General features: G+C 43.7%; 24 protein-coding genes. 1 reads left to right on the top strand and 23 read right to left on the bottom strand.

Translation table 11 applies throughout. From position 1 onward, the window contains the following. Nucleotides 1-31: 31 nt before the first annotated feature. From C1G53_RS11665 to ybeY, 11 genes are all read right to left on the bottom strand, one after another. Nucleotides 32-1,084 carry a hypothetical protein gene (locus tag C1G53_RS11665; protein WP_105118743.1) on the bottom strand — a complete coding sequence of 351 codons (1,053 nt, stop codon included), beginning with the start codon at nucleotides 1,082-1,084 and terminating at the stop codon, nucleotides 32-34. Nucleotides 1,085-1,604: 520 nt separating this feature from the next. Then, nucleotides 1,605-2,072 (bottom strand): SsrA-binding protein SmpB, encoded by a 468-nt coding sequence (smpB, locus tag C1G53_RS11660; RefSeq protein WP_105118742.1) that lies wholly within the window; start codon nucleotides 2,070-2,072, stop codon nucleotides 1,605-1,607. Between the two features lie 2 nt (nucleotides 2,073-2,074). Beyond that, entirely contained in the window at nucleotides 2,075-4,444 is a 2,370-nt protein-coding gene (rnr, locus tag C1G53_RS11655) for a ribonuclease R (protein WP_105118741.1), read from the bottom strand. A 207-nt stretch (nucleotides 4,445-4,651) separates the two neighbouring features. Beyond that, a complete protein-coding gene (gene secG / locus C1G53_RS11650; RefSeq protein WP_029943597.1) occupies nucleotides 4,652-4,885 on the bottom strand; it encodes a preprotein translocase subunit SecG in 234 nt (77 codons plus the stop codon). Between the two features lie 45 nt (nucleotides 4,886-4,930). After that, nucleotides 4,931-5,080, bottom strand: a complete 150-nt coding sequence (gene rpmG / locus C1G53_RS11645) for a 50S ribosomal protein L33 (RefSeq protein WP_012775228.1) — start codon at nucleotides 5,078-5,080, stop codon at nucleotides 4,931-4,933. Beyond that, nucleotides 5,077-6,285 (bottom strand): multidrug efflux MFS transporter, encoded by a 1,209-nt coding sequence (locus C1G53_RS11640; RefSeq protein ID WP_105118740.1) that lies wholly within the window; start codon nucleotides 6,283-6,285, stop codon nucleotides 5,077-5,079. The genes rpmG and C1G53_RS11640 overlap by 4 nt, the downstream gene beginning before the upstream one ends. Before the next feature lies 1 nt (nucleotide 6,286). Continuing rightward, entirely contained in the window at nucleotides 6,287-6,874 is a 588-nt protein-coding gene (gene coaE / locus C1G53_RS11635; RefSeq protein WP_105118739.1) for a dephospho-CoA kinase, read from the bottom strand. Further along, on the bottom strand, nucleotides 6,867-7,694 hold the full coding sequence (gene mutM, locus C1G53_RS11630) for a DNA-formamidopyrimidine glycosylase (protein WP_105118738.1): 828 nt from the start codon (nucleotides 7,692-7,694) through the stop codon (nucleotides 6,867-6,869). The genes coaE and mutM overlap by 8 nt, the downstream gene beginning before the upstream one ends. A 287-nt stretch (nucleotides 7,695-7,981) precedes the next feature. Continuing rightward, nucleotides 7,982-8,881, bottom strand: a complete 900-nt coding sequence (gene era / locus C1G53_RS11625) for a GTPase Era (protein ID WP_002935752.1) — start codon at nucleotides 8,879-8,881, stop codon at nucleotides 7,982-7,984. Nucleotides 8,882-8,897: 16 nt separating this feature from the next. After that, nucleotides 8,898-9,299 (bottom strand): diacylglycerol kinase family protein, encoded by a 402-nt coding sequence (locus C1G53_RS11620; protein ID WP_105118737.1) that lies wholly within the window; start codon nucleotides 9,297-9,299, stop codon nucleotides 8,898-8,900. Then, a complete protein-coding gene (gene ybeY / locus C1G53_RS11615) occupies nucleotides 9,280-9,777 on the bottom strand; it encodes an rRNA maturation RNase YbeY (protein WP_105118736.1) in 498 nt (165 codons plus the stop codon). The genes C1G53_RS11620 and ybeY overlap by 20 nt, the downstream gene beginning before the upstream one ends. A 99-nt stretch (nucleotides 9,778-9,876) precedes the next feature. Here ybeY and C1G53_RS11610 point away from each other — a divergent pair, with 99 nt between their 5' ends. After that, nucleotides 9,877-10,689 (top strand): MurR/RpiR family transcriptional regulator, encoded by an 813-nt coding sequence (locus C1G53_RS11610; RefSeq protein WP_105118735.1) that lies wholly within the window; start codon nucleotides 9,877-9,879, stop codon nucleotides 10,687-10,689. 39 nt (nucleotides 10,690-10,728) lie between these two features. Here the strand turns inward: C1G53_RS11610 and C1G53_RS11605 are convergent, their stop codons facing one another. From C1G53_RS11605 to C1G53_RS11550, 12 genes are all read right to left on the bottom strand, one after another. Beyond that, on the bottom strand, nucleotides 10,729-11,697 hold the full coding sequence (locus C1G53_RS11605) for an alpha/beta fold hydrolase (RefSeq protein ID WP_105118813.1): 969 nt from the start codon (nucleotides 11,695-11,697) through the stop codon (nucleotides 10,729-10,731). A gap of 92 nt (nucleotides 11,698-11,789) precedes the next feature. Then, on the bottom strand, nucleotides 11,790-12,680 hold the full coding sequence (locus tag C1G53_RS11600; protein WP_105118734.1) for an ROK family protein: 891 nt from the start codon (nucleotides 12,678-12,680) through the stop codon (nucleotides 11,790-11,792). A 9-nt stretch (nucleotides 12,681-12,689) separates the two neighbouring features. Further along, nucleotides 12,690-13,610 (bottom strand): dihydrodipicolinate synthase family protein, encoded by a 921-nt coding sequence (locus C1G53_RS11595; RefSeq protein ID WP_099777131.1) that lies wholly within the window; start codon nucleotides 13,608-13,610, stop codon nucleotides 12,690-12,692. Beyond that, complete coding sequence (locus C1G53_RS11590) at nucleotides 13,607-14,266, bottom strand: YesL family protein (RefSeq protein ID WP_050584782.1); 660 nt, start codon at nucleotides 14,264-14,266, stop codon at nucleotides 13,607-13,609. Before C1G53_RS11590 ends, C1G53_RS11595 begins: the two co-directional genes overlap by 4 nt. 32 nt (nucleotides 14,267-14,298) lie before the next feature. Continuing rightward, nucleotides 14,299-14,754, bottom strand: coding sequence for a YhcH/YjgK/YiaL family protein (locus C1G53_RS11585; protein WP_024418985.1), 456 nt, complete (start codon nucleotides 14,752-14,754; stop codon nucleotides 14,299-14,301). A gap of 29 nt (nucleotides 14,755-14,783) precedes the next feature. Further along, a complete protein-coding gene (locus C1G53_RS11580) occupies nucleotides 14,784-15,614 on the bottom strand; it encodes a carbohydrate ABC transporter permease (RefSeq protein ID WP_105118733.1) in 831 nt (276 codons plus the stop codon). Nucleotides 15,615-15,627: 13 nt separating this feature from the next. Beyond that, entirely contained in the window at nucleotides 15,628-16,515 is an 888-nt protein-coding gene (locus C1G53_RS11575) for a carbohydrate ABC transporter permease (protein ID WP_024380549.1), read from the bottom strand. Nucleotides 16,516-16,670: 155 nt separating this feature from the next. Then, complete coding sequence (locus tag C1G53_RS11570) at nucleotides 16,671-17,984, bottom strand: ABC transporter substrate-binding protein (protein WP_105118732.1); 1,314 nt, start codon at nucleotides 17,982-17,984, stop codon at nucleotides 16,671-16,673. Between the two features lie 54 nt (nucleotides 17,985-18,038). Next, nucleotides 18,039-18,740: an N-acetylmannosamine-6-phosphate 2-epimerase gene (locus tag C1G53_RS11565; protein WP_105118731.1), complete on the bottom strand. Its 702-nt coding sequence runs from the start codon at nucleotides 18,738-18,740 to the stop codon at nucleotides 18,039-18,041. Between the two features lie 225 nt (nucleotides 18,741-18,965). Further along, on the bottom strand, nucleotides 18,966-19,535 hold the full coding sequence (locus C1G53_RS11560) for a carboxymuconolactone decarboxylase family protein (protein ID WP_105118730.1): 570 nt from the start codon (nucleotides 19,533-19,535) through the stop codon (nucleotides 18,966-18,968). Between the two features lie 128 nt (nucleotides 19,536-19,663). Continuing rightward, nucleotides 19,664-20,362 carry an HAD family hydrolase gene (locus C1G53_RS11555; protein WP_105118729.1) on the bottom strand — a complete coding sequence of 233 codons (699 nt, stop codon included), beginning with the start codon at nucleotides 20,360-20,362 and terminating at the stop codon, nucleotides 19,664-19,666. 76 nt (nucleotides 20,363-20,438) lie between these two features. Then, nucleotides 20,439-21,377 carry a TDT family transporter gene (locus C1G53_RS11550; protein WP_105118728.1) on the bottom strand — a complete coding sequence of 313 codons (939 nt, stop codon included), beginning with the start codon at nucleotides 21,375-21,377 and terminating at the stop codon, nucleotides 20,439-20,441. Nucleotides 21,378-21,400 lie beyond the last annotated feature (23 nt).

The following is a 21,400-nucleotide window of genomic DNA, read 5'->3' as shown; positions in this document are numbered from 1 at the left end:
AAGCAGTTCTGCATAATCTTCTTTTGAATTCTCATTCCAAAACCTCCGCAATTTGTTTATAATAACGAAAGAATTCTTCACGACTATTGACCTCGTGTGCCCGACCATCGATGGAGTACTCAGCCTCAATCGTAATAGCATCAAAAATATTTTTTCCCTGAGGATAAAAAAGTTCTAGAGCATCTACCTGCTGTTTCGTAGAATTAAACCCAGGTAAAAGATAAAGGACATAATCATCTAAGTATCTATTTTCTTCGATAAACATTTTGTAAGCATCTGGATAAAGATGACGGAATGACCATGAATTAGTATCTGAAATGTTTCCATTCTTATAAAGATAAGCAACCATTTCTGATGAAAGAGCAAGATTCTTATATGAGGCTTTTTCTAAAAAATCATTACTTATTATAGCAAGCTCTCTCCCCCCTTGAAACCAGATTGTTTTCTGAAACCGTTCTGCTTGTGTAATTTCTTCCAAGGTTCCGGTAACTTTATTTTCAGGATAAGTATATTTAATAACATTCTTGACGGATAAGTCAGCCAAATCTATAAATAGTGCAACATTATCTATCTCCTCTAGCTTTGTTTTATCCCATGTAATAATCTTTACATATTCTGTATTGTCTGAAAGATAAAGACTATAGTATGAACTCGGGACTAAATTATCATCGAACTCTCTAACTAAATCAAACACATCTAGTACTCTCTTTGACATTTCCTTTTCCATATCATAGATTACAAGATTAAAGTATTCACCTCTTTCGTATGTATTACGAGCACTTAATGTATAGTTGTAATCAAGCTCATAGTTAAGACTAATCTCTTCGCGAACGACATAGCGCTTTCCAACACTGACTGGGTCAACAGGAGTTTCCTTAAGTTCATCTAAATTTAGAAATTCCTTCGACTCTTTCCAATCGAGAACCAGGCCTCTACCATCCAAAATAAATGCATAATCTTCTAACTCTGCCTTGGGAATATATGTCCGAATGAATGGCCTGTTGTACCAAAATGCACCTATTATTGTAGACACTAAAAGAACACTACAAACTACTCCTATTATATATTTATTCCTAAAATTCACTTCTATTCCTCCTACTAACTGCTAAAATTTATCTAAATAGGTTTCAAACTCATCATCTTATTTCTTAGGATTTCCTTCATCTTTATCTATTAAGACGACAAGTTCTTCATAACTTTTTCTAGCTCCAATTTAGACTAAATCTAGACTACTACTTAGGTACACATAAAGAATATTTCCATCCTCCCATTATACCAAATACTCCAGACAGATTAATCCCTTTGGAGAAATCAATGTAGAATAGAGGTTAGAGAGTTTTGAAAAAGTCCCCAGCGTTACCCCCACGTTAACTTTCTTTGAATAAACCATTCTAAAAAGTCTTCTCTGGGATGACTTCTTTTTCAACATAATCATTTTTAATATTTAGAAAGAATCCTTTCAAGAGTCCACTTCCCTTCTGTTTATCTAGAAGTCCTCAATTTAAGTTCTATTAGCTTTTTAATACGATACCATATCAAACCTAAAATGTCAAAGTGCTCTGTATTTTCTGAGAAATATCAAAAAGACCAGGATTCCTCCCAGTCTACCGACTATTGATAGCCTTCATGGTCCGTTTAATATCGCGGTCTTGCTCACGGCGTTTGATGGACTCTCGCTTGTCATAATCGTGCTTCCCTTTGGCAAGCCCTATCAAGATCTTGGCAAAGCCGTCCTTGATATAGACCTTGAGCGGCACCAGGGTCATCCCTGTTCCCTTGACCTCATTGCCCAAGGACTCGATCTGCTTCTTCCGCAGGAGGAGCTTGCGGGTCCGCGTTGGCTCCTGGTTCCAGATATTGCCCTCATCGTAGGGAGCAATATGGACATTGACCAACCAAGCCTCGCCCTGCTTGATCTGGGCAAAGCCGTCCTTAAGGTTGATCCGCCCCGCACGAATAGACTTAATCTCCGTCCCCGTCAGGACCATCCCCGCCTCCACTGTATCAACAATGGTATAGTCGTGGCGGGCTTTTTTATTCTGTGCAATCACATTGCCCTCACCCTTGGCCATGCCTATCTCCTTTTCTTCTTGTTCTTTTTAGCCACTTCTTTGTAAAATGGTTTCTTTTTCTTGTCTTTTTTGCCACTTTTTGACTTGTGGTCTTTTCCAGACTTGTGACGTCCGCTGTCGCGACCAGCAGCTTCTTGTTTGTGGTGCTTGCCCCGTCCTCGCCCTGACCGATCATCACGGTCACGATTGGAGTGACTAGCCGTTCTCCGCTTGGCTTTCAAGGCCTTTTCGACAATATCCAGCTCGGACGGCACGTGGGCAAAATCGATTTCCCCTGTCATCTTGTCCGCCCGCGTTAACTTGATACGAATTGGCTGACCGACACGGAAGACTCGACCAGATTTCTCACCCTGCAAGGTCAGAGTTCGCTCGTGGAACTGGTAGTATTCGTTGAGGTTGGTGATATGAATAAGACCTTCAACCGTGTTTGGTAACTCGACAAAAAGCCCAAACTTGACTACGCTAGACACCACGCCGTCAAACTCTTGCCCAACAAATTCTTGCATGAACTCTGCCTTCTTCATGGCTTCGACTTCCCGCTCTGCCTCAATGGCACGGCGTTCTAAACTGGACGAAGACTTGGCAAGCTCAGGAATGACCTGCTCAAAATGCTCTGCTTTTTCCGCAGGATTGTGACCATATTCCCGCAACATACGGTGAACCAGCAGGTCGGGATAGCGACGGATAGGACTGGTGAAGTGGGTGTAGAACTCGGCACCCAGTCCGTAGTGGCCGTGGTTGTGCTCCGAGTAGCGTGCCTGCTGCATGGAACGGAGCAGCATCATGTTGAGGACATCCGCATAGGGCTGGTCCTTGACCCGCTCCATGAGGTCCTGTAGGGCGTCCTGGCTGATAGAGCTGGCCGTTCCATAGACGGTCAGACCAAAGCTGGTCGCATAGTCGATGAACTTCTGCAGCTTGTCTGACTTAGGCTCCTCGTGAATCCGATAGATGAAAGGCAGATCCAACTTAGCAAAATGCTCGGCAACGCACTCATTGGCAGCCAGCATGAAGGACTCAATCATCCGCTCGGCAATGCCTCGCTGGCGCAGTTGAATATCGACTGGCAGACCATCCTTGTTGACGATGATTTTAGCTTCAGCTGTATCAAAGTTGAGGGCACCACGCTTGTAGCGCATGATTTCCAGGGTTTCATGGAGTTTGACCATGAGCTCAACACTTGGCACGATTGCCTTGTATTTGTCCAGCTTTTCCTTGTTACCTGCAATCATGTCATTGACATCGGAATAGGTCATGCGGAAGGTGGTTTTGATGACCGTCTGGCCAATCCAGTGCTTGACTACCTTGCCCTTGCGGTCTATTTCCATAATAGCCGACTGGGTCAGGCGATCCACGTTTGGATTGAGGGAACAAATGCCGTTTGACAGACGTTCTGGCAGCATTGGTACCACACGGTCGGTCACATAGACAGAGGTCCCACGCTTGACAGCTTCCTGATCCAAGGCTGAGCCTTCCGTCACATAGTAGCTGACATCAGCGATATGGACACCCAGCTCCAGATTACCGTTCTTGAGTTGCTTGATATGAACCGCATCGTCCAAGTCCTTGGCATCCGCACCGTCTATGGTAAAGATGATTTCATCCCGCAGGTCCAAGCGTCCTTCAAAGTCCTTCTCAGACGGACTTTCTGGTACCCGATTGGCCTCTGCCAAGACTTCATCTGGAAACTCCGACACGATATCCATAGACTCCAAGACTTCCAAGACATCGATGCCCACATCGTCCTTGTGGCCCACCACGTCCCGAATGGTCGCAACAAAGTGATCCCGTTTCTTGTTTGGATAGGCTTCAATATCGACTTTTAGGATTTCCGTTCCGGTCAATACCAAAGGTGACTTCTTGATGTAAATCTTCTGAGCGATTTTCTGGTTTTTAGACTTGATGTAGCCTGCATACTCTGGCTTATCTTCGTCAAAAACAATCAAGCCCACCGCTGTTTTCAGGCTGTGTTCTAAAATATCAATGACTTCCGCTTCCGCAGCTGTTCCTTTGAGCCTGTCCGCCACTTTCTTAATGGCCACTTCCACTCGGTCGCCCTCGATAGCGAAGTTGACATCGTCACGGCTGACAAAGAGGTCATCTTCCTCTTCATCAATGGTCACAAAGCCAAAGCCTGACTTGTGGGCACGGAAAATACCCTGTAAGGTTACCTTGTTTTTGGACACTTTTGGAGCTGGCAGAGCAATCCGACCCGCATTGTCAAAGACAAGCTGACGGCTACCTTCCATGCTGGAAACCAGCTTGACCAAGTCTGTAAAACTCTTAGCAGAGCTAGCTCCAAACAGATCAGCCAGCTGGTCCATGGTCACAGGACCAACTTCTTTAATATAGTTTATAATATCGTTTTTCATTTTAATGTTTACCAAGTGCTGGGCTCAAGCCTAGCACAATTTCTCTTAATGTTGCTTAGTTTTTCTTTTATTGGTTAGACAAGAGAAGAAACTGCATGTCTGCATTTCCATATTTCCAACTTTCAACCCTTCCTAGCATCCTATCCTTGAACAATTCTGACCTACTCCTAAAAAAATAGACCAAGAACAAGTCCCAGTCTGATTTATCTATTTACTTGAAATGATAACAAGTGCTAGCGCATCCAACATCCATAGGAAAATCAGAATAGCCGTAATACGTTGCATCACAGCCTCAAAACCACGCGCCTTAGTACGCTCAAACAAGGCTCCGCTCGTTGAATCAAAGACGTTGCTCGACTGGTTCTTGGCTGGTTGGATAAAAATCACCGCAATCAAAATAACAGATAAAATCAAAAGAATGGTTAATAATAGTTGATACATATGATTTCACTTTCTACAATAACTTAGGATATTATACCACAATACCTATTTGGTTTCAAGGTGAAGGGTTACTTTTCTTTCTTTTGGACAGTATTTTAGAACCTCAATCTTATCTGGATGGGTCTTGGCGTTTTTACTGGTCAGATAGTTCTTACTCCCACATTCTGAACACTGCAAATTGATTTTAACTCTCACGAAACATCCCTTACTTTCAAGTAATTTCTAAAATTGGTCAAGGACCAAAGTAAATTGAACAAGACCAGGCCACTGGATAAGTAAAACACCCAGTCATAACCCAGTTGAGCTGCTACCGCTGAACCCATCATTGGACCAACGACAGAACCTAAGTTGTTAAAAATCTGGTTATAGGAAAAAATCCTGGAAATCCCTTCTTTTGGCGTCAGCTTGGTCAAGAGCGAATTGACTGAAGGCAAGAGGGCTCCTGTTCCAAAGCCATATAGGAAACGTAAAAGCCCCAACTGAAAAGGATTTTGAGCAAAGACACAGAGTACGTTGATCAGCAGGCTATAGGTCAAAGCCATCAACAAGAGCCTATGATTTCCAAATCTATCCCCTAATTTCCCCAGATAGCCAGAAGTCACCAAAGAAGCCATTCCAGGTAGGGAGATGATAAAACCAGCCACAAAGAGCAGGTTGTCCGTCTGACCCAGATGTCGTACATAAAGAGTCAAAATCGGCACCACAGCCTGAGCAGCCGCGATGATAATCATAGAAGTCACAAAGAGTCCCACTAGCATCTGCCTATCCTTGACCTGCTCAAAAACTTGTCGGATAGACAGGGCTTCCTCCTTCTTGACAGGAACAAAATCCTCACGAATGTAGAAAACAGTCAGCACAACCACCAAGGCATAGAGCAAGCCGACTAAAAGAAATACCGTATGCACACCAACCATCTCCGCCAGGATACCGCCCAGCGTCGGTCCAATCAAGTTGCCCGCTACTGCACCCGTTGACAGGGTTCCCAGTGCATAACCTGTTTTGTCCTTGGGCACCTGACTAGCAATCAAGGCTGTAGCATTGGGAATGTAGCCAGTAAAAATACCATTCAAGACACGCAGGACAATCAGCCAAAAAACATTGGGCACAAAGGCCATGCCTCCCATGGTAAAAATCATGGCAAAGGCCGCTCGGACCATCATGGGCTTGCGACCGTAGCGATCTGCCAGACTACCCCAGATAGGAGCCATAACCGCCGCCGCAAAGGCATTGGCCGAAACCGCCAGCCCCGCGTAATATTCCACCTGACCAGCAGCCACTCCCAACTCCTCCACGAAGACCGAGATAAAGGGCATGACCAGTGTAAAACTAGCTCCAGCTAAAAAATTCCCTAGCCAGGCCACTTTCATATTTCGCTGCCAGTAACTACTACCTTCTTCCATCCTATAACTCCTCCAAAAGCCGAGCAACCTGCACCAAAGTCGCCTCCACTGCTCCCCTATTATCAATCACCACTTGGGCTTTGCCCCGTTTTTCCTCTAAAGAAAGCTGAGCTGCCAGCCGATTTTCCGCATCTTGAGCTGAATAACCGTTGCGCTTCATCAGCCGTTCCAACTGCTGCGCTCGATCGACATAAACCAGCCAGACTTCATCCACTTCCCCGCTATAATCCGCCTCGTAGAGCAGGGGAATATCCATGAAAACAACTTGCTCCGTCTGTTTGAGAGCATCCCTTCTAGTCAATAATTCTTGTCTAATAATCTGGTCCTGCAAGACAGACAAACGAGCCCGCAATTTGCTATCCGCAAAAACAGCCTGACCCAGCTTTACCCTATCTAGACTACCATCAGCTGACAGGATTGCTTCCCCAAACTCAGCCAGTAAGACCTGATAGAGTTTACCGCCCTTGGCCTGCAATTCATGGACAACCGCATCCGCATCAATGACTGGATAACCTTGTTCTCTCAGAAAAGCTGTAACGGTTGATTTTCCAGAGGCGATGCCCCCTGTTAGACCGATAACTTTAGACATCTTTCACCTGACACTGAGGACAGAAATGTGTTCCCCGTCCGCCCAACTGGATTTTGACAATCTCTGTCTGGCAACGGGGACAGGCCTGCCCTGTCTTTCCGTAAACTTGTAAATAATCCTGCATGGTCCCATCCATGCCCAAGGCATTTTTATAGGTCCGAATGGTTGAACCACCTTTTTCAATTCCTAGTTGCAGGACTTCAATGGTGGCTTGACGGAGGTCTGCCACCTGCTCTGCCGATAGCTGATTACTTCCTTGAGCAGGATGAACTTGGGCCTTGAATAAAACCTCATCGACATAAATATTTCCCAAACCAGCCACCAAAGACTGGTCCAAAAGATGCGACTTAATGGGCTTTCTCGACTTAGCTAACTTGAGTGCAAATTCTTCTAAGTCAAAATCTTCCTCCGTCAGCTCAGGACCAATTTTTCGACTGATAAAATAGGCATCCACATCTGACTTGCCCAGCAGTTCCATTGTGCCAAACTTGCGGACATCCTGATAAACCAAGGTTGAATCGTCCGTAAAGGTGAAAAAGACATGAAAGTGCTTGTTGGCAGGAACCTGGTCAGGAAAGAAATTGTACTTACCTTCCATGCGTAAGTGGGAAACGAGGACATGGTCCGTCAGGTAAATCAAGAGATACTTACCCCGACGAGCCACATCTAAAATCTCCTGACCAAGCAAGTCCTGACAGAAGGCATCCACACCAGTCTTAATCATAGGAGCGTAGGTCACCTCCACCTTGGAAATAACCTTTCCCTTGACCAACCGATTCAAACCACGACGAACCGTCTCAACCTCAGGCAATTCGGGCATACTAAGATACTAAGCCGTTAAGCGACACAAAGAAAAATAGGAACCTGACCGACGGTGCATCGGCACCTAGGTCACGGTTGTGATTTTCACAGAGGCCTAGGCGAGGTCAATTCCAACACCTATTCGGCATTCCTTTCTTGTTTACTAAAAAGATTTCTCCATAACGCAGTAAAAGCCTTTCGGCTTTTCTGCTAACTATTTATAAGTGATTGACTTAGACAGCCTATCCCCAGACTTCCTCGCTCTCCAATTTCTTGGCTCGGGTTAAAAACGTCCCCCGGACGTTTTTAATACTCTTTCTCATTATACCCAAAATCGGCGAGGTCGAGTTTTTTGTCACGCCAGTTTTTCTTGACCTTGACCCAGGTTTCTAGGAAGACCTTATCTCCTAGCATAAGTTCGATATCACGGCGAGCCATGGAACCAATTTTCTTGAGCATGGCTCCTTGCTTGCCGATGATAATGCCTTTCTGACTATCACGCTCTACCATAATGGTCGCACGGATGTGGACCTTGTCGGTAAATTCATCGCGTTTCATGGACTCGATGACAACGGCCACAGAGTGCGGGATTTCCTCACGGGTCAGGTGCAAAACCTTCTCCCGAATCATCTCAGATACCAAGAAACGTTCTGGGTGGTCAGTGATTTGGTCCGCAGGGAAATACTGGAAGCCTTCATCTAAGTTTTCCTTGAGAATTTCCATGAGGCGATTGACATTGTTCCCTTGAGTAGCAGAAATTGGGACAATTTCCTTGAAGTCCATCTGTTGACGGAAATCATCAATCTGCTCAAGTAACTGGTCTGGGTGAACCTTATCAATCTTGTTAACAACGAGGATAACTGGAACCTTGGCCTGCTTGAGCCGCTCCATAATCATGTCGTCACCCTTGCCTCGTTTTTCATCGGCTGGCACCATAAAGAGGACCGTGTCCACTTCACGCAGGGTGCTGTAGGCAGATTCCACCATAAAATCTCCTAAAGCCGTCTTGGGTTTGTGAATTCCTGGTGTGTCAATGAAGACAATCTGCTCTTCCTCTGTCGTATAAATGCCCATAATCTTATTACGGGTTGTTTGAGCCTTATCGCTCATGATGGCAATTTTTTGCCCCATTACATAGTTGAGAAAGGTTGATTTCCCAACGTTTGGACGACCTAAAATCGCCACAAAACCTGACTTAAATGTCATGTATTCTCCTTAACTTCTAAAAAATAAAGTCCCAAATTTTCGGCACAAAGATAATAAGACCTGTCAACAAGGCAAAGCCTGACACAAACAAGACTGCCCCTGCTGCCATATCTTTTGCATTCTTAGCTAATAGGTGGAAATGATAGTCAGAAGCCAAATCCACTACACTCTCGATAGCTGAGTTCATGATTTCAAAAGCAATGACCAAACTGATACTAAGCAAGAGGAAAAGCCATTCTGTAACAGATACCTGAAAAATCAATCCCGCAAGCACAACTAGGACAGCTGAAGCTAGATGCTTCTTCATGTTGCGCTCTTCCTTGAAAGCCGTCAAAAGACCTGACATAGCAAAGTCCAAACTGGCCATCAACTCCCTATTTTTCCAACGATTTTTTGAATTATTCTCTTGTAAGTCCATAAGCTGTCAAAATTTCTTCTTGTAAACCAAACATTTCTGCCTCATCTTCTGGTCTATAATGATCATAACCATTGATATGCAGAAAACCGTGTACAGCTAAAAAGCCCATTTCGCGCTCGTAGCTGTGTCCGTAATCTTCAGCTTGCTCACGCGCCTTATCGATAGAAATATACAACTCACCAATATAGGCATCGAAGTCTTCCATCATCTCAGCCAATTCAGGATTGTCCTGCAAGTCTTCCTCATCGAAGAAAATCTCGTTTTCTGGCTTATACTCTAGGCTAACGACATCTGTAGGACGGTCAATCCCACGGTACTCCAAGTTCACTTCATGGACACGCTTATTGTCCACAAAGGTCACAGCCATTTCCTTATTTTGCTTGCCAATTTTTTCGGCAGCAAACTGGAGCAAATCCGTAATCTGCTCCTGAATCTGAGCAGAAACCTGCCCTGTTTCATCAATCATTTCAATATACATAACACTACGTTCCCTTTACAGTTCCATTATAACACAAAACCTATCAATGAGGAGTTTTTAGTGGTATAATATCCTCAGAAGCTATCAAAGGAATGGAAAATGTTACAAACACCGAAACATATTACAGCAATTATCGAAGCTCATTTAGACCAAATGACAAGGCTTGAAAAGCAAATAGCCAGCTACTTTACCCAGTTGGACCCTGCCAGTGCTGATCTCAGCCTTGAAAACACCACCCAAACCCTGCATATTTCCCCATCTGCTCTGACCAGGTTTGCTAAAAAATGTGGATTTTCTGGCTACAGGGAATTTGTTTTCGCATTTCAAAATAACCAGCAGTATTTGGATAAGCATTTTGAGAAATTGCAGCGCAGTCTGACGAAAAAAGTCTTGATCGACTACGAAGAAATCTTGACTGCCACCAACAATTTAGTGGATGAAGAAAAATTGGAAGAAATTGCCAAGCTCATTGACAGTAGTAAACGTGTCTACTTCTATGGTATAGGTAGTTCTGGCTTAGTGGCCATGGAAATCAAATCCCGTTTTATGCGACTGGGGGTCGTTTGTGATGCCATTACAGATAAAAACAACCTCATTTGGACAACCAATATCCTAGATCAGACCTGCTTGGTCATTGGACTCTCCTTGTCCGGTCAGACAGAAGAAGTCATCGAACACTTACACTTGGCTGCTCAGAAAGGGAGCACAACTGCCCTTCTAACCACCAAGACACCTTCTCAGTCCCCCTTTGACCAAGTCATTCCAGTCGCCTCTGTCCGCCATCTCAACTATGGCAACCGTATTTCCCCTCAAATTCCCCTCCTCATCATGCTTGATGTTATCTACGCCTATTTTTTATCCATCGACAAGGACAGAAAAGAAAGTATTTTCAAACAAACCATCAAGGAATAAGCACAAAAGGCACTACTGTATTTCAAGTAGTGCCTTTAATTAGTTAGCCGAAAAACGTGTCCCGATTAAATAATCATAGACATAGTCATTAACCTTTACATGCATGGCATCGTGGGCATATTCTGGTAAGATTTTCATTTCTTTTTCAACTTCCAGTCGATTGTAGATAGCAAATTGGGTTGATGGAGGACAAACTCCATCTTCTAAGCCCGTCACCATAGCTACTGGGCATGAAATCAAGTGAGCCAGATTTTTTACATCAATATAGGATAGGGTTCGAAGAACTTCCTCTTCCCTTTCATGAAACGGATCTGAAAATTTGAAATATCGAAACAATTCGTCGTAGGCTTCACTATTATTGCCAAGTTCCAAGACCCGTTTAAAGTCAGATAAGAAAGGATAGATGGCTACCGTTTTACTGATGTGGGGACTGAGAGCAGCAGCCACCAAGGCCAAGGCCCCTCCCTGTGAGGCACCGTAAGACACCAGGCGCTTCTGGTCAACAAAGTCCAAGCTGGCAATAATCTCAATCAGCTGATAGACATCCAGATAGACATCCTTATAAAACAAGTGGTCTGGTCCTTGAAGCATCCCTCGAATAACCTGCCCCTTAACAGTGAGACCATCAAATTGCCCCAAGTCTTGAGAACGACCAGCCTGCCCACGGACGTCCATAGCTACTACCCCATAACCAGCTGCTAAAAATTTCAAGTTCTCAGACCAGTCGGGTCCTTGACCCTGGTAACCATGGAAATAAAAGAGAACGGGAACAGCTTGCTCACTCTTTGGAAAGAGGCACTTGGCAAAAACCTTGGAACCATTTGTACCCGTAAAGGTCAGTTCGTAGCAAGCTACATGAGGCAAGCCACATTCTTTTTCAAGTAATACATGGTCTGCTAGACCTGTCAACTGATTTTTTTCATTTTGCCAGAAAGCATCGAAATCTGCAGGTATTTCCTGCCGACCACGATAGGTCAGCATATCCTGCAAGGTCATATTATCAATCATCATTCAACCTCTCTACAACTAGAAAAAAGACGGAAAGCTTCCAAATCTAAAGGAGAAGAGAAAGGGAAGGAAGCTCTCCATCTTATCGTATATTATAGTAGCCCCTGCTTCTGTTGGAAGTGATAGAAGGCTCCCAGCATACCAGCAGCATTCTCATGCTCAGCAAAGGCCAGCTTGGTCTTGTCTGCTAGACTTGAAACCAGGTTTGCCTTAAGAGCTGCTTGGATTTTCTCATAAAGATACTCTTTTTGCGCCATAATACCACCGCCAAGAATGACCACTTCTGGATTGGCTACATAGCAGATATTGGCAATACCTTGACCAAGATAGTTGACCATACGGTCAATGGCAGCAATACAGTGAGCATCTCCTGCCTTGGCTTCCTGGAAAATCTTATAGCCATCCCAGTCTGCTGGATCCTGATCATGTAAACGAGCCACTTCTTGGACAAGAGCCGTCGTTGAAGCCAGATCTTGGAAAGCCCCATCTGAAAGGTGGAGATAGCCGACCTCACAGGCTGAATTACTAAAGCCATGGAAGATTTGACCGTCCACTAGCAAGCAACCTCCAATGCCCGTGCCAATGGTCAAACAAATGGAGATCTGACTGCCCTGACCAGCACCTGAAATACCTTCTGCTAGGCCCGCACAGTTGACATCATTTTCAATCTCGCAAGGAAGACCGAAAGCTGTTTCTATTTCAGACTTAAACTGGGTACCAGCATAGTTTGGAATTTGTGGCCCTGAATAGAAAATCTCTCCCTTGTCAGGGTCAACCATCCCAGCTGATGAAATAGCTACACCTGAAAGGGCATCTTGGGCATGAAAGTCTTCCACAAGTTTTTTGACTGTCGCTAGGATATGGGGGCCGCCCTTGTGGGCTTCTGTGTCTATCTTATAACTTTCCAGGATCTGACCTGCTTCATCCAGACGACCGTATTTAATCTGAGTTCCGCCAATATCAATGGCAAGATAGGTTTTCATAGACACCTCCTAGGCACCAAATCTTTCCTTAGCATCGCGAATGACCTGAGCTGCTTCTTGGGCAATGATCAAGTCTGCTTCCGTCAAGGCTGTCAGAGGTTCACGAACAGAACCAATATCCAAGCCATCATTGATACGGATGACTTCCTTGATGACAGCGTACATATGACCATGACCAGATACCAGTTTACCGATAATAGTATTGATAGTCGCCTGCAATTGACGGGCGGTTTCCAAGTCCTTGTCCGCAATCAATTGGTTCAAACGCAGGAAGAGTTCTGGCATAGCACCATAGGTACCCCCAATTCCACCCTTAGCGCCCATGAGTCGACCACCTAAGAATTGCTCATCTGGACCATTGAATACTACATAGTCTTCACCGCCTAGACTGACAAAGGTATCAATATCCTGAACTGGCATAGAGGAATTTTTCACCCCGACCACGCGTGGATTTTTCAGCATTTCCTTATACAGACTTGGTGTCAAGGATACACCTGCCAGTTGCGGAATGTTGTAGATAATGAAATCAGTGTTTGGTGCAGCTGCACTAATACCGTTCCAGTAAGCAGCGATACTGTACTCTGGCAAACGGAAGTAAATCGGTGGGATGGCCGCAATAGCATCAACACCCAATTCTTCCGAATGACGCGCCAGTTCCACACTGTCCTTCAAATTGTTACAAGCCACATGGTTGATGATGGTCAATTTACCCTTGGCAACTTCCATGACCGCTTCAAGAATTTGCTTGCGGTCTGCCACACTTTGGTAAATACATTCACCAGATGAACCATTGACATAAAGCCCTTGAACACCCTTGTCAATGAAATACTGAACCAGGGCTTTTACACGTTCTGAACTAATCTCACCAGCCTCGTCATAACAGGCATAGAAGGCTGGGATAATTCCATGATATTTCGATAAATCTTTCATTCTAATTCCTTTTTAACTGTTTTTATTCTTGAACCAAACTCTCTAATAAATAGAAAGGATAGGCCAGCGTAGGCAAAAAATAGCAGACAAACCAGACCGATTAAAAATGTCAGGTCTGAATAAAAGAGGATAGTAGCTACAAGTAGAAAGACCAGACCAACCATAGCGGTCAAAGACAACATATTCCCCAGACATAAAATTCCTTTTAGGAATAAGTCTTTCAACTGTAAATCAAATCGACTGGCTAACGGGTAGATATAGACCCAAAGTAGCTGACTAAAGAGCAGGATGGCAATACAGCTTGCACGAAAACTGTCAAATACCAGACCAGCCTGTCCCCAAATCAGATATAGATCCAAGAGGCAAAATGTCGTTAACCCAATTTCTACCAGCGACAAGACCAAGCCCTGTTTCCACTGGCGACCAAAATGACCCCAGTAGGTCGACCAGACCTTGATTTTCCCTTCTTCATTCATGTCCCATAAGCTCGCTTGGAGAGCTAGTTTGGCAATTCCCAAGGTAAAAAGAGGAAGACTTGCCAAAACAGTTAAGCCATTTAAGAGCATGAGATCAAAGAGTTTTTCTACCAGTTGCCATGCTGGATGATTAACATCAAACAAGGACTGAACCAGTGTTCTACCACCCTTTCCTTTCATTTACACCTTCCCCTTTCTATTTTAGTTGAGAACTAATCGTCTAGTAAGACTTTAATGACAAACTTGCGGACAGTCTTTTGTCCACCTGCCCACTGGTTTGGCTGATGAACCTCACCAGGTAGAAAAATGGCAAAGTAATTCCCATCAAGTAGACAATCCACCCATTTTTCACTCGGAACAAAACCGATATCACTTGCTGGATCAAAACCAGTATCTTCTCCAACCAGACGACAACCGTAAGAAATTTGTTCCTGTCCGCTGATAACAAAATGGATATCTGCGTAGGAACGATGGTATTCAAATTCCTCCTTGAACTCTTCAGAGAGAGTATTTTCCTGAAGGAAATAATAGACAGCCTGACCAGCGATTTCATACCTGCCTAGATCCTGCTCGCGAAAATCACCCTTTTCCAAAACAGCCAAGGCAAGATCCAAATTGGGATGTAGTCCCTTATATTGTGAACAATTGTCAATATGATCATAAATCATGTATCATTCTCCCCAAACTATCCGAATTCTTAACCTTTAACCGCTCCCATGGTGATACCTTGAGTAAAGGATTTTTGGAAGACAAGGAAGACAGTAACGATTGGCACTGCAGCCATAGCAGCTCCCGCCATGATAACACCATAGTTGGTTGCCATTTCAGCCTGCATGGTTGCAACACCTAGCGAAATAGTCAAATTCTGACGAGAAGTCAACATAACCAACTGCATGAAGTAGTCATTCCAAGAGTTGATGAAGGTAAAGATAGCCAAGGCTGCAAAACCTGGTTTGACAATTGGAAAGGCAACATTCCAGAAGGTTGATACTTCTCCACAACCATCAATCTTAGCAGATTCCAACAATTCTGTCGGAATATTCTCTGAAAATTGCTTCATCAAGAAAACCCCGAATGGCCAGCCAACTAAGGGTAGAATAACTGCCGATAGCGTATCATGAATTCCCATAAAGTTGATAATCCGTACCAGAGGCACAAGCACAACCTGCTTAGGAAGAGCCATGGCAGCGATGAAGATTGAGAACAAAATCCGCTGTCCGTAGAACCGTTTCTTAGCCAAGACATAACCAGCTAGAGAAGAGGTCATACAAACCAAAATCATGGTCGCCAAGGAGATAAAGACTGAGTTCCATAGCCACTGTAAGGCTGGGTTTTGAACCGTCAACTTGGTAAAGTTTTCTAGCGTTGGCTGGGTTGGCCACCACTGAGGCGGAATCACAATGGTATGAGGTTGTGACTTAAAGGCACCTGTCATAATCCAATAGAAAGGGAAGATGAAAAGGATGGTCAACAAGAGCAAGATAATGGTTGAAATAACACCAAAGGGTGTAATGGTTTTCTTTTTCATAGTTTCCTCCTTTCTAGTATTCCACATCGTTACCCAAAATCTTGAATTGGGCAAAGGAAATCAGTGCAATCATGACTGCCAGGAAAACACCCATGGTGTTTGCATATCCATACTCAGACAACTTGAAGGCTTTTTCGTACAAGTAGTACATGAGGGTGGAGGTTGAATAGTTAGGTCCACCTGAGGTCAAGAGCTGAATAAGGGCAAAACACTGGAAGGAGTTAATGGTCGTAATAACTGCGATGTAAAGAGTGGTTGGTAAGAGGCTTGGCCATTTGATTTGCCAGAAAACCTGATGTTCGTTGGCACCATCCACACGCGCAGCTTCTACCAAGGAATTATCAATATTTCCAAGAGCTGCAATGTAAAGAATAATCGGCTGACCAACTGAAGTTGTTAAGAGGATAATGATGATGGCTAACAAGGCCCACTGTTTATCCCCTAACCAACTGATATTTTGTTCAATTAGGCCGCCAGATTTCAAAACAAAGTTCAAGATACCTGACAGGGGATCGTAAATCCATTTCCAAACAACCGTTACAGCAACGGAACCCGTTACAACAGGCAGGAAGAAGACTGCACGGTAGAAAGAACGAGCGATGACATTCTTTTCATAGGTTTGCGAAGCGACAAAGACTGAAAAGAAGACAACTACTGGCACTGAACCAACCACGATAATCAACGTGTTAATCAGAGATTTGATAAAGATCGGATCATTAAACATCCGTACATAATTATCCAGTCCAACAAAGGTGAAATCTGTCATGGTATAGTTAAAGAAACTGGTGACAAATCCCATGATCATTGGAGCGAGTACAAAAATGGTGAAGAAAATGAGAATAGGAGCCAAGAAGGTATAGGATACAATGGTTTCCCGCATTCTAATCTTATTTATCTGCACTTAGAACACCTCAATTCTATTCGTAATCATTCTTTATGAAAATCAAAATACCTACTGAAAAAATAATTCTTGATTTTCACAAAGCATGAAAGGAATGGCTCCTTTTCCATATCTATTGAATAGCTAACAGAGAAAAGGAGCCTCATTCAATTCATTTATTTAATGGTTGCGTTTGCTTGCTCAGTGAATTCTTTCAAAGCAGCCTCTGCTTCTTTTTCGCCATTTGATACAGCTTGAAGCATTGGGAACCAAAGAGTTCTCATTTCAGCAAATCCATCAATTGTGTTGTAGTATGGTGAGTAGTAACCAGTCCACTTGTCAATAGTAGCCATGCGTTCGTCATCATAGAGAGCACCAAATGATGTACGAACTGGGAAGGCACCTGTACGAACAACGTTCTTAGGACCCCATTCTTTGTCATCTGCGATGAACTGGATGAATTTCTTAGACGCTGCTACACGAGCTTCGTCGCCATTGTTGAAGACTGCAAAGCCGTTTACAAGGTATTCAAGAGCTGCTTTACCATCTTCAGATGGGAATGGTACTTCAAGAACTTCTACTTTAGATGCTTCTAGCAATTGTCCTTGGATACCATTTTGAGCAGGACCCCAAAGGATAGTGTAAGAAGTTTGGCCGTTTGCAAAGTTTTGGATGTCATCGCCACCTGCGTATTGAGAGCCGTTCATCATGTAGCCGTCTTTAATCCAGCCAGCTGCCTTATCCAAAGCCTTGATCATTTGCTCTGAATCAGTTGTATACTTAGTTACACCTTCGTCTGTGATGCTACCACTGTAAAGGTTTGCCAAGAAGGCACGAGTACCTTGGTCACCACCTTGACCGTTAGAGAAGAGGGAACCAGGGTTGTAACCCTTGTCTTTCAAAGCTTTGATAACTTTTTCAAAGTCGTCAGTTGTCCAGCCATCTTTTACAAGGTCAAGAACACCAGCATCTTTCAACATCGCTTTGTTGAAGGCCATATAGAATGGAGCAGAGCTGAGTGGGTACATGTAGGCAGTATCACCAGCCTTAGATGCTTGAATGATGTTATCGTTGTTCACATCTTTGACAAATTCATCTGTGAAGAGATCATTCAATTCAGCCAATTTACCATTTTTTCCGTAGGTGATGATACGGCCTGGTGCATCGAAGAGAACGTCTGGAGCAGTACCTGCTTCAATAGCAGTCGTGATTTTTTCTGGACCAGATGTAAAGTCAATGGTTTCCAGTTTTACAGTAATGTCTGGGTTAGCTTCCTCAAAAGCAGCAATAATTTTTTGCTCATAGGTACCAACACCGTCTTCTGTATTCTCTTGTGTGAATACTGGGAAGGCCCACCAAGTGATTTCTGTCTTACCAGAAGCACTTGATTCAGCTGTTTTTTCAGCAGTTGTATTACTGCTACCACCACTACATGCTGCGAGTGACAAAACTGCCACACCAGCTAACAATGAATGTATGATTTTTTTCATCATTCTTCTCCTTTATTTTTTTGCTTCCCCATCTGGGGTTATTAGACTATGTAACTATTTTTTCAGAGCCTGGATAAACCGCTCTGCTATTTCCTTAGGACGGGTAATGGCTCCGCCAACGACAATACCAGCTACGCCTAGATTGTGAATGGTTCTAGCTTGATCTGGATAGTGGATTTTTCCTTCTGCGATGACATCAATCCCAGCACGACAAAGTCGGTCAACCAACTCAATATCTGGTCCATCTTCTTGTCGGCTATAGGATGTATAGCCTGATAGGGTCGTTCCCACAAAATCAATTCCAGCCTCGTAGGCTGTCACACCTTCTTCATAGGTGGAAATATCTGCCATGAAGAGTTGACTTGGGTATTTTTCCTTGATTTGTTTGATGAAATCAACGATGTCCAGACCATCATACCGCTCCCGTTTGGTACAATCCAGAGCAATGACTGCAATGTCTAGTTCAGCTAGCTCGTCCACCTCTCTCATCGTTGCCGTAATGAAAGGCTCCTGAGGAGGGTAATCTCTCTTGATAATTCCGATAATAGGTAAATCGGTTACTTCCTTGATTTCTTTAATATCTCGAACACTGTTTGCTCGAATACCTACAGCACCCGCTTCCTGGGCTGCCTTGACCAATAGAGGAATAACTCCGCCTTCTTCACTATATAAAGGCTCACCTGGTAAAGCTTGACAGGAAATAATAATGCCATCTTTAATTTGTTCTTTTAAGGCTTCTTTGCTGATGGTAGCCATTCATTTCTCCTTTCTATTACCGGATCCGAGTTAGCGCTTACATTATTATTATACAATATATTGACATCTTTTCAACAAACTTTTACATTTAAATTTTAATTTCTGTCTGAAGAAAGAAAAGGGGATTTTTTGAAACTACTTTCTATTTTCTAACTTTTTTATAAAAATAGTTTCACTTGCTAAAATTGAAAAACCAGCCGACTAGTTCGACTGGTTTTTCAAATTCTATTCTTCATCTTTCAAAGCATAGGGCTGCAGTTCAGGATTGATTGGGGTGTTAATCAGGTTATTTGCATAGTTACAGAGGGTCGCAAGGCTGACACCTAGCACAACATCCAAGGCATTCTCAGCTGTATAGCCTGCTTGGAAGAGTTCTTCTAGTAACTGGTCGCCGACCTTACCTTTTTCATGAATAACTGCCAAAGTAAAACGAGCCAATGTATCCAATTTCGCATCTGCCTCAATAGGTGTCCCCTGACGAAGAGCCTGCAAAATCTCATCTGGCATCTTGATTTGTTTGATCGAAATGGCGGTGTGACCTGCCACACAGAATCCACATCCATTTGCTACAGCCGCTGTGATTTGCACGACTTCACGCTCAGTCGGTGTCAGACTGTTGCGGCGATTGATTCCTCCTACTGTCTGATAGGTTTCCAAGGCTGTCGGGGAGTTGGCCAACAGACCAATCAGGTTGGGGATGTAGCCACCATTGTTTTTCTTGACCGTTTCCAGATTTTCTTTCAAATCAGGTCTAACAGTGTCCAAGGTATGAATTGGGAAAAATGTTTGTGTCATAGGGGTACTCCATTTCATGCTTTTTTTACATCAAGTCATCAATCCTGACTTCCATGATATAGCACTATCCTATCATAAAAATAGCCTGTCTGCTAATATATTTTACCTATCACACCCATAAATAAAGGCTAATCCGTAGGGAGAAGCGCCGCTGTCAAGTCCTCCCACTTATCTACAATCTTGTCTGGACTGACACTGGTTTCAGGGACCGAACGCAACCGATGATTAAACCAAATAGCCTGCCAACCACAAGCCTTGGCCCCTATAACATCATTCTCAAAGGAATCGCCTACATAACAAATCTCATCAGAGGAAAGTCCCAAACGTTGCTCCATGACCTTAAAAATCTGCGGATTTGGTTTAGCTACCCCAAGCTGACCGGAAATAAGAATTAGATCTTGATCAAACCAATCCAAAAGACCCAAAGTACGTATCTTCCGCAATTGGTGGCGATGAGGACCATTGGTTATGATCCCAAGCGCAAGTCCCCTTTCTTTACAATGGGAAAAAACCGCTGGAAACATAGGACTAAGCTCCAACTGTCCTTGAAAATAATCATAATCAATCTGAATGGTCAAAGCTAAGGCATCCGATACCTGAAATCCAAAATCAGCTAGAGCTGCTTTCATCCGATAGATATGGCTGTCCTTTAAACTCATCTTGCCAGTCGCTGCTGCTTCAAATACCTGATCCGCATAATGACGAAAGGCTAGATAAAGGGGACCGACTAGTTCATCATCCACCTGCAAATGCCTATCCAAAGCCTTTTTGAAGGGCTGGATTTGGTCGTATAAGGTATCATCTAAATCAAAAATCACTGCTTTCATGCTTTGATTATAACAAAAAACCTAGCCCCTTGACTAGATTTTCTGCTTTGAATAATTTCCAGATCCCTTCACAGACCTACACACTCTCTCCAGCTGAGGACCAAACACTGACTAACTCTCTTGACAGGTGATTGACATACAGAAAAGCTACTCCCGCAATCACAAGCGTCGCCAGGATGATCTCCACTTGCAAGACAAATGACAGGAGGGATTGAAGTCCCACCAACTTCCCTAGGGTCAGTTTTAGGGAAATAGCAGAGCTGACAAACGGAAAAGTAAAGGCTGCAAAGAGAGGACTAAAACCATTTTTGGTCAATCGTCTGAGCGAGAGAACCACTGTTAGATAGAAGGATTGGGACAGGACTAACAAAAACACAAGCAAGCGCAAATCTACCTGCTCTGCCAATTGAAGATAGGCAGTTAAAAGCAGGGCAGTCGGAGCTGCAAAAATAGCTAGCAGGGGAAATTGAGCCTGAACCAATTTGACGCGTAGCAAACGATGCACAACAACTGGCAATAAGATAGCAAAGGAAATTCCCGCAAAAATCAGAGAAAAGCATCCCAGTCTAAAGGCTTGATAGACTGGAGCAGTCACCCCAACCATGGCAAAGCCTACATAGACGATAAACCAGCTTGGAAAAACCAATTCCAACTTCCTTTGACTGATAAAACGTATAGAGAAATAAACGATATAGATTCCATACAGGGCGACCAGAGTTAGCCAAATTCCTTTACCAATTCCCAAAGGTAGAGGAGGAAGGCTGGCTACCAGCAATAACAAGCCCATAAAAAGCGTAGCAAAACAAGAAGCAACAATGGGCTGACCTAGCTCAGTCCTAGTTTTTGACCAGACAGAAAAAATTCTGGAAAACAGCAGACCATAGCCCAGTAGGGCAAGAGCTTGCAAACTAGGCTTGATAAGGGGATGAACTGGAGCTAATAGATTGGCCAAAGCTACCAGAGCCAGTAGCAGACCTGAAAGGGCTAGGGGGACTTGGACTAAACTTCTTTTCATATTGGACCTCCGTGATAGATATG

Origin of the sequence: Streptococcus suis, assembly GCF_002960445.1 — a bacterium.
In the GTDB taxonomy this organism is placed as follows: Bacteria; Bacillota; Bacilli; order Lactobacillales; family Streptococcaceae; genus Streptococcus; species Streptococcus hyiners.
Note: the sequence above shows the minus strand (reverse complement) of the source record. Positions and strands in the feature narration are given on the sequence as shown.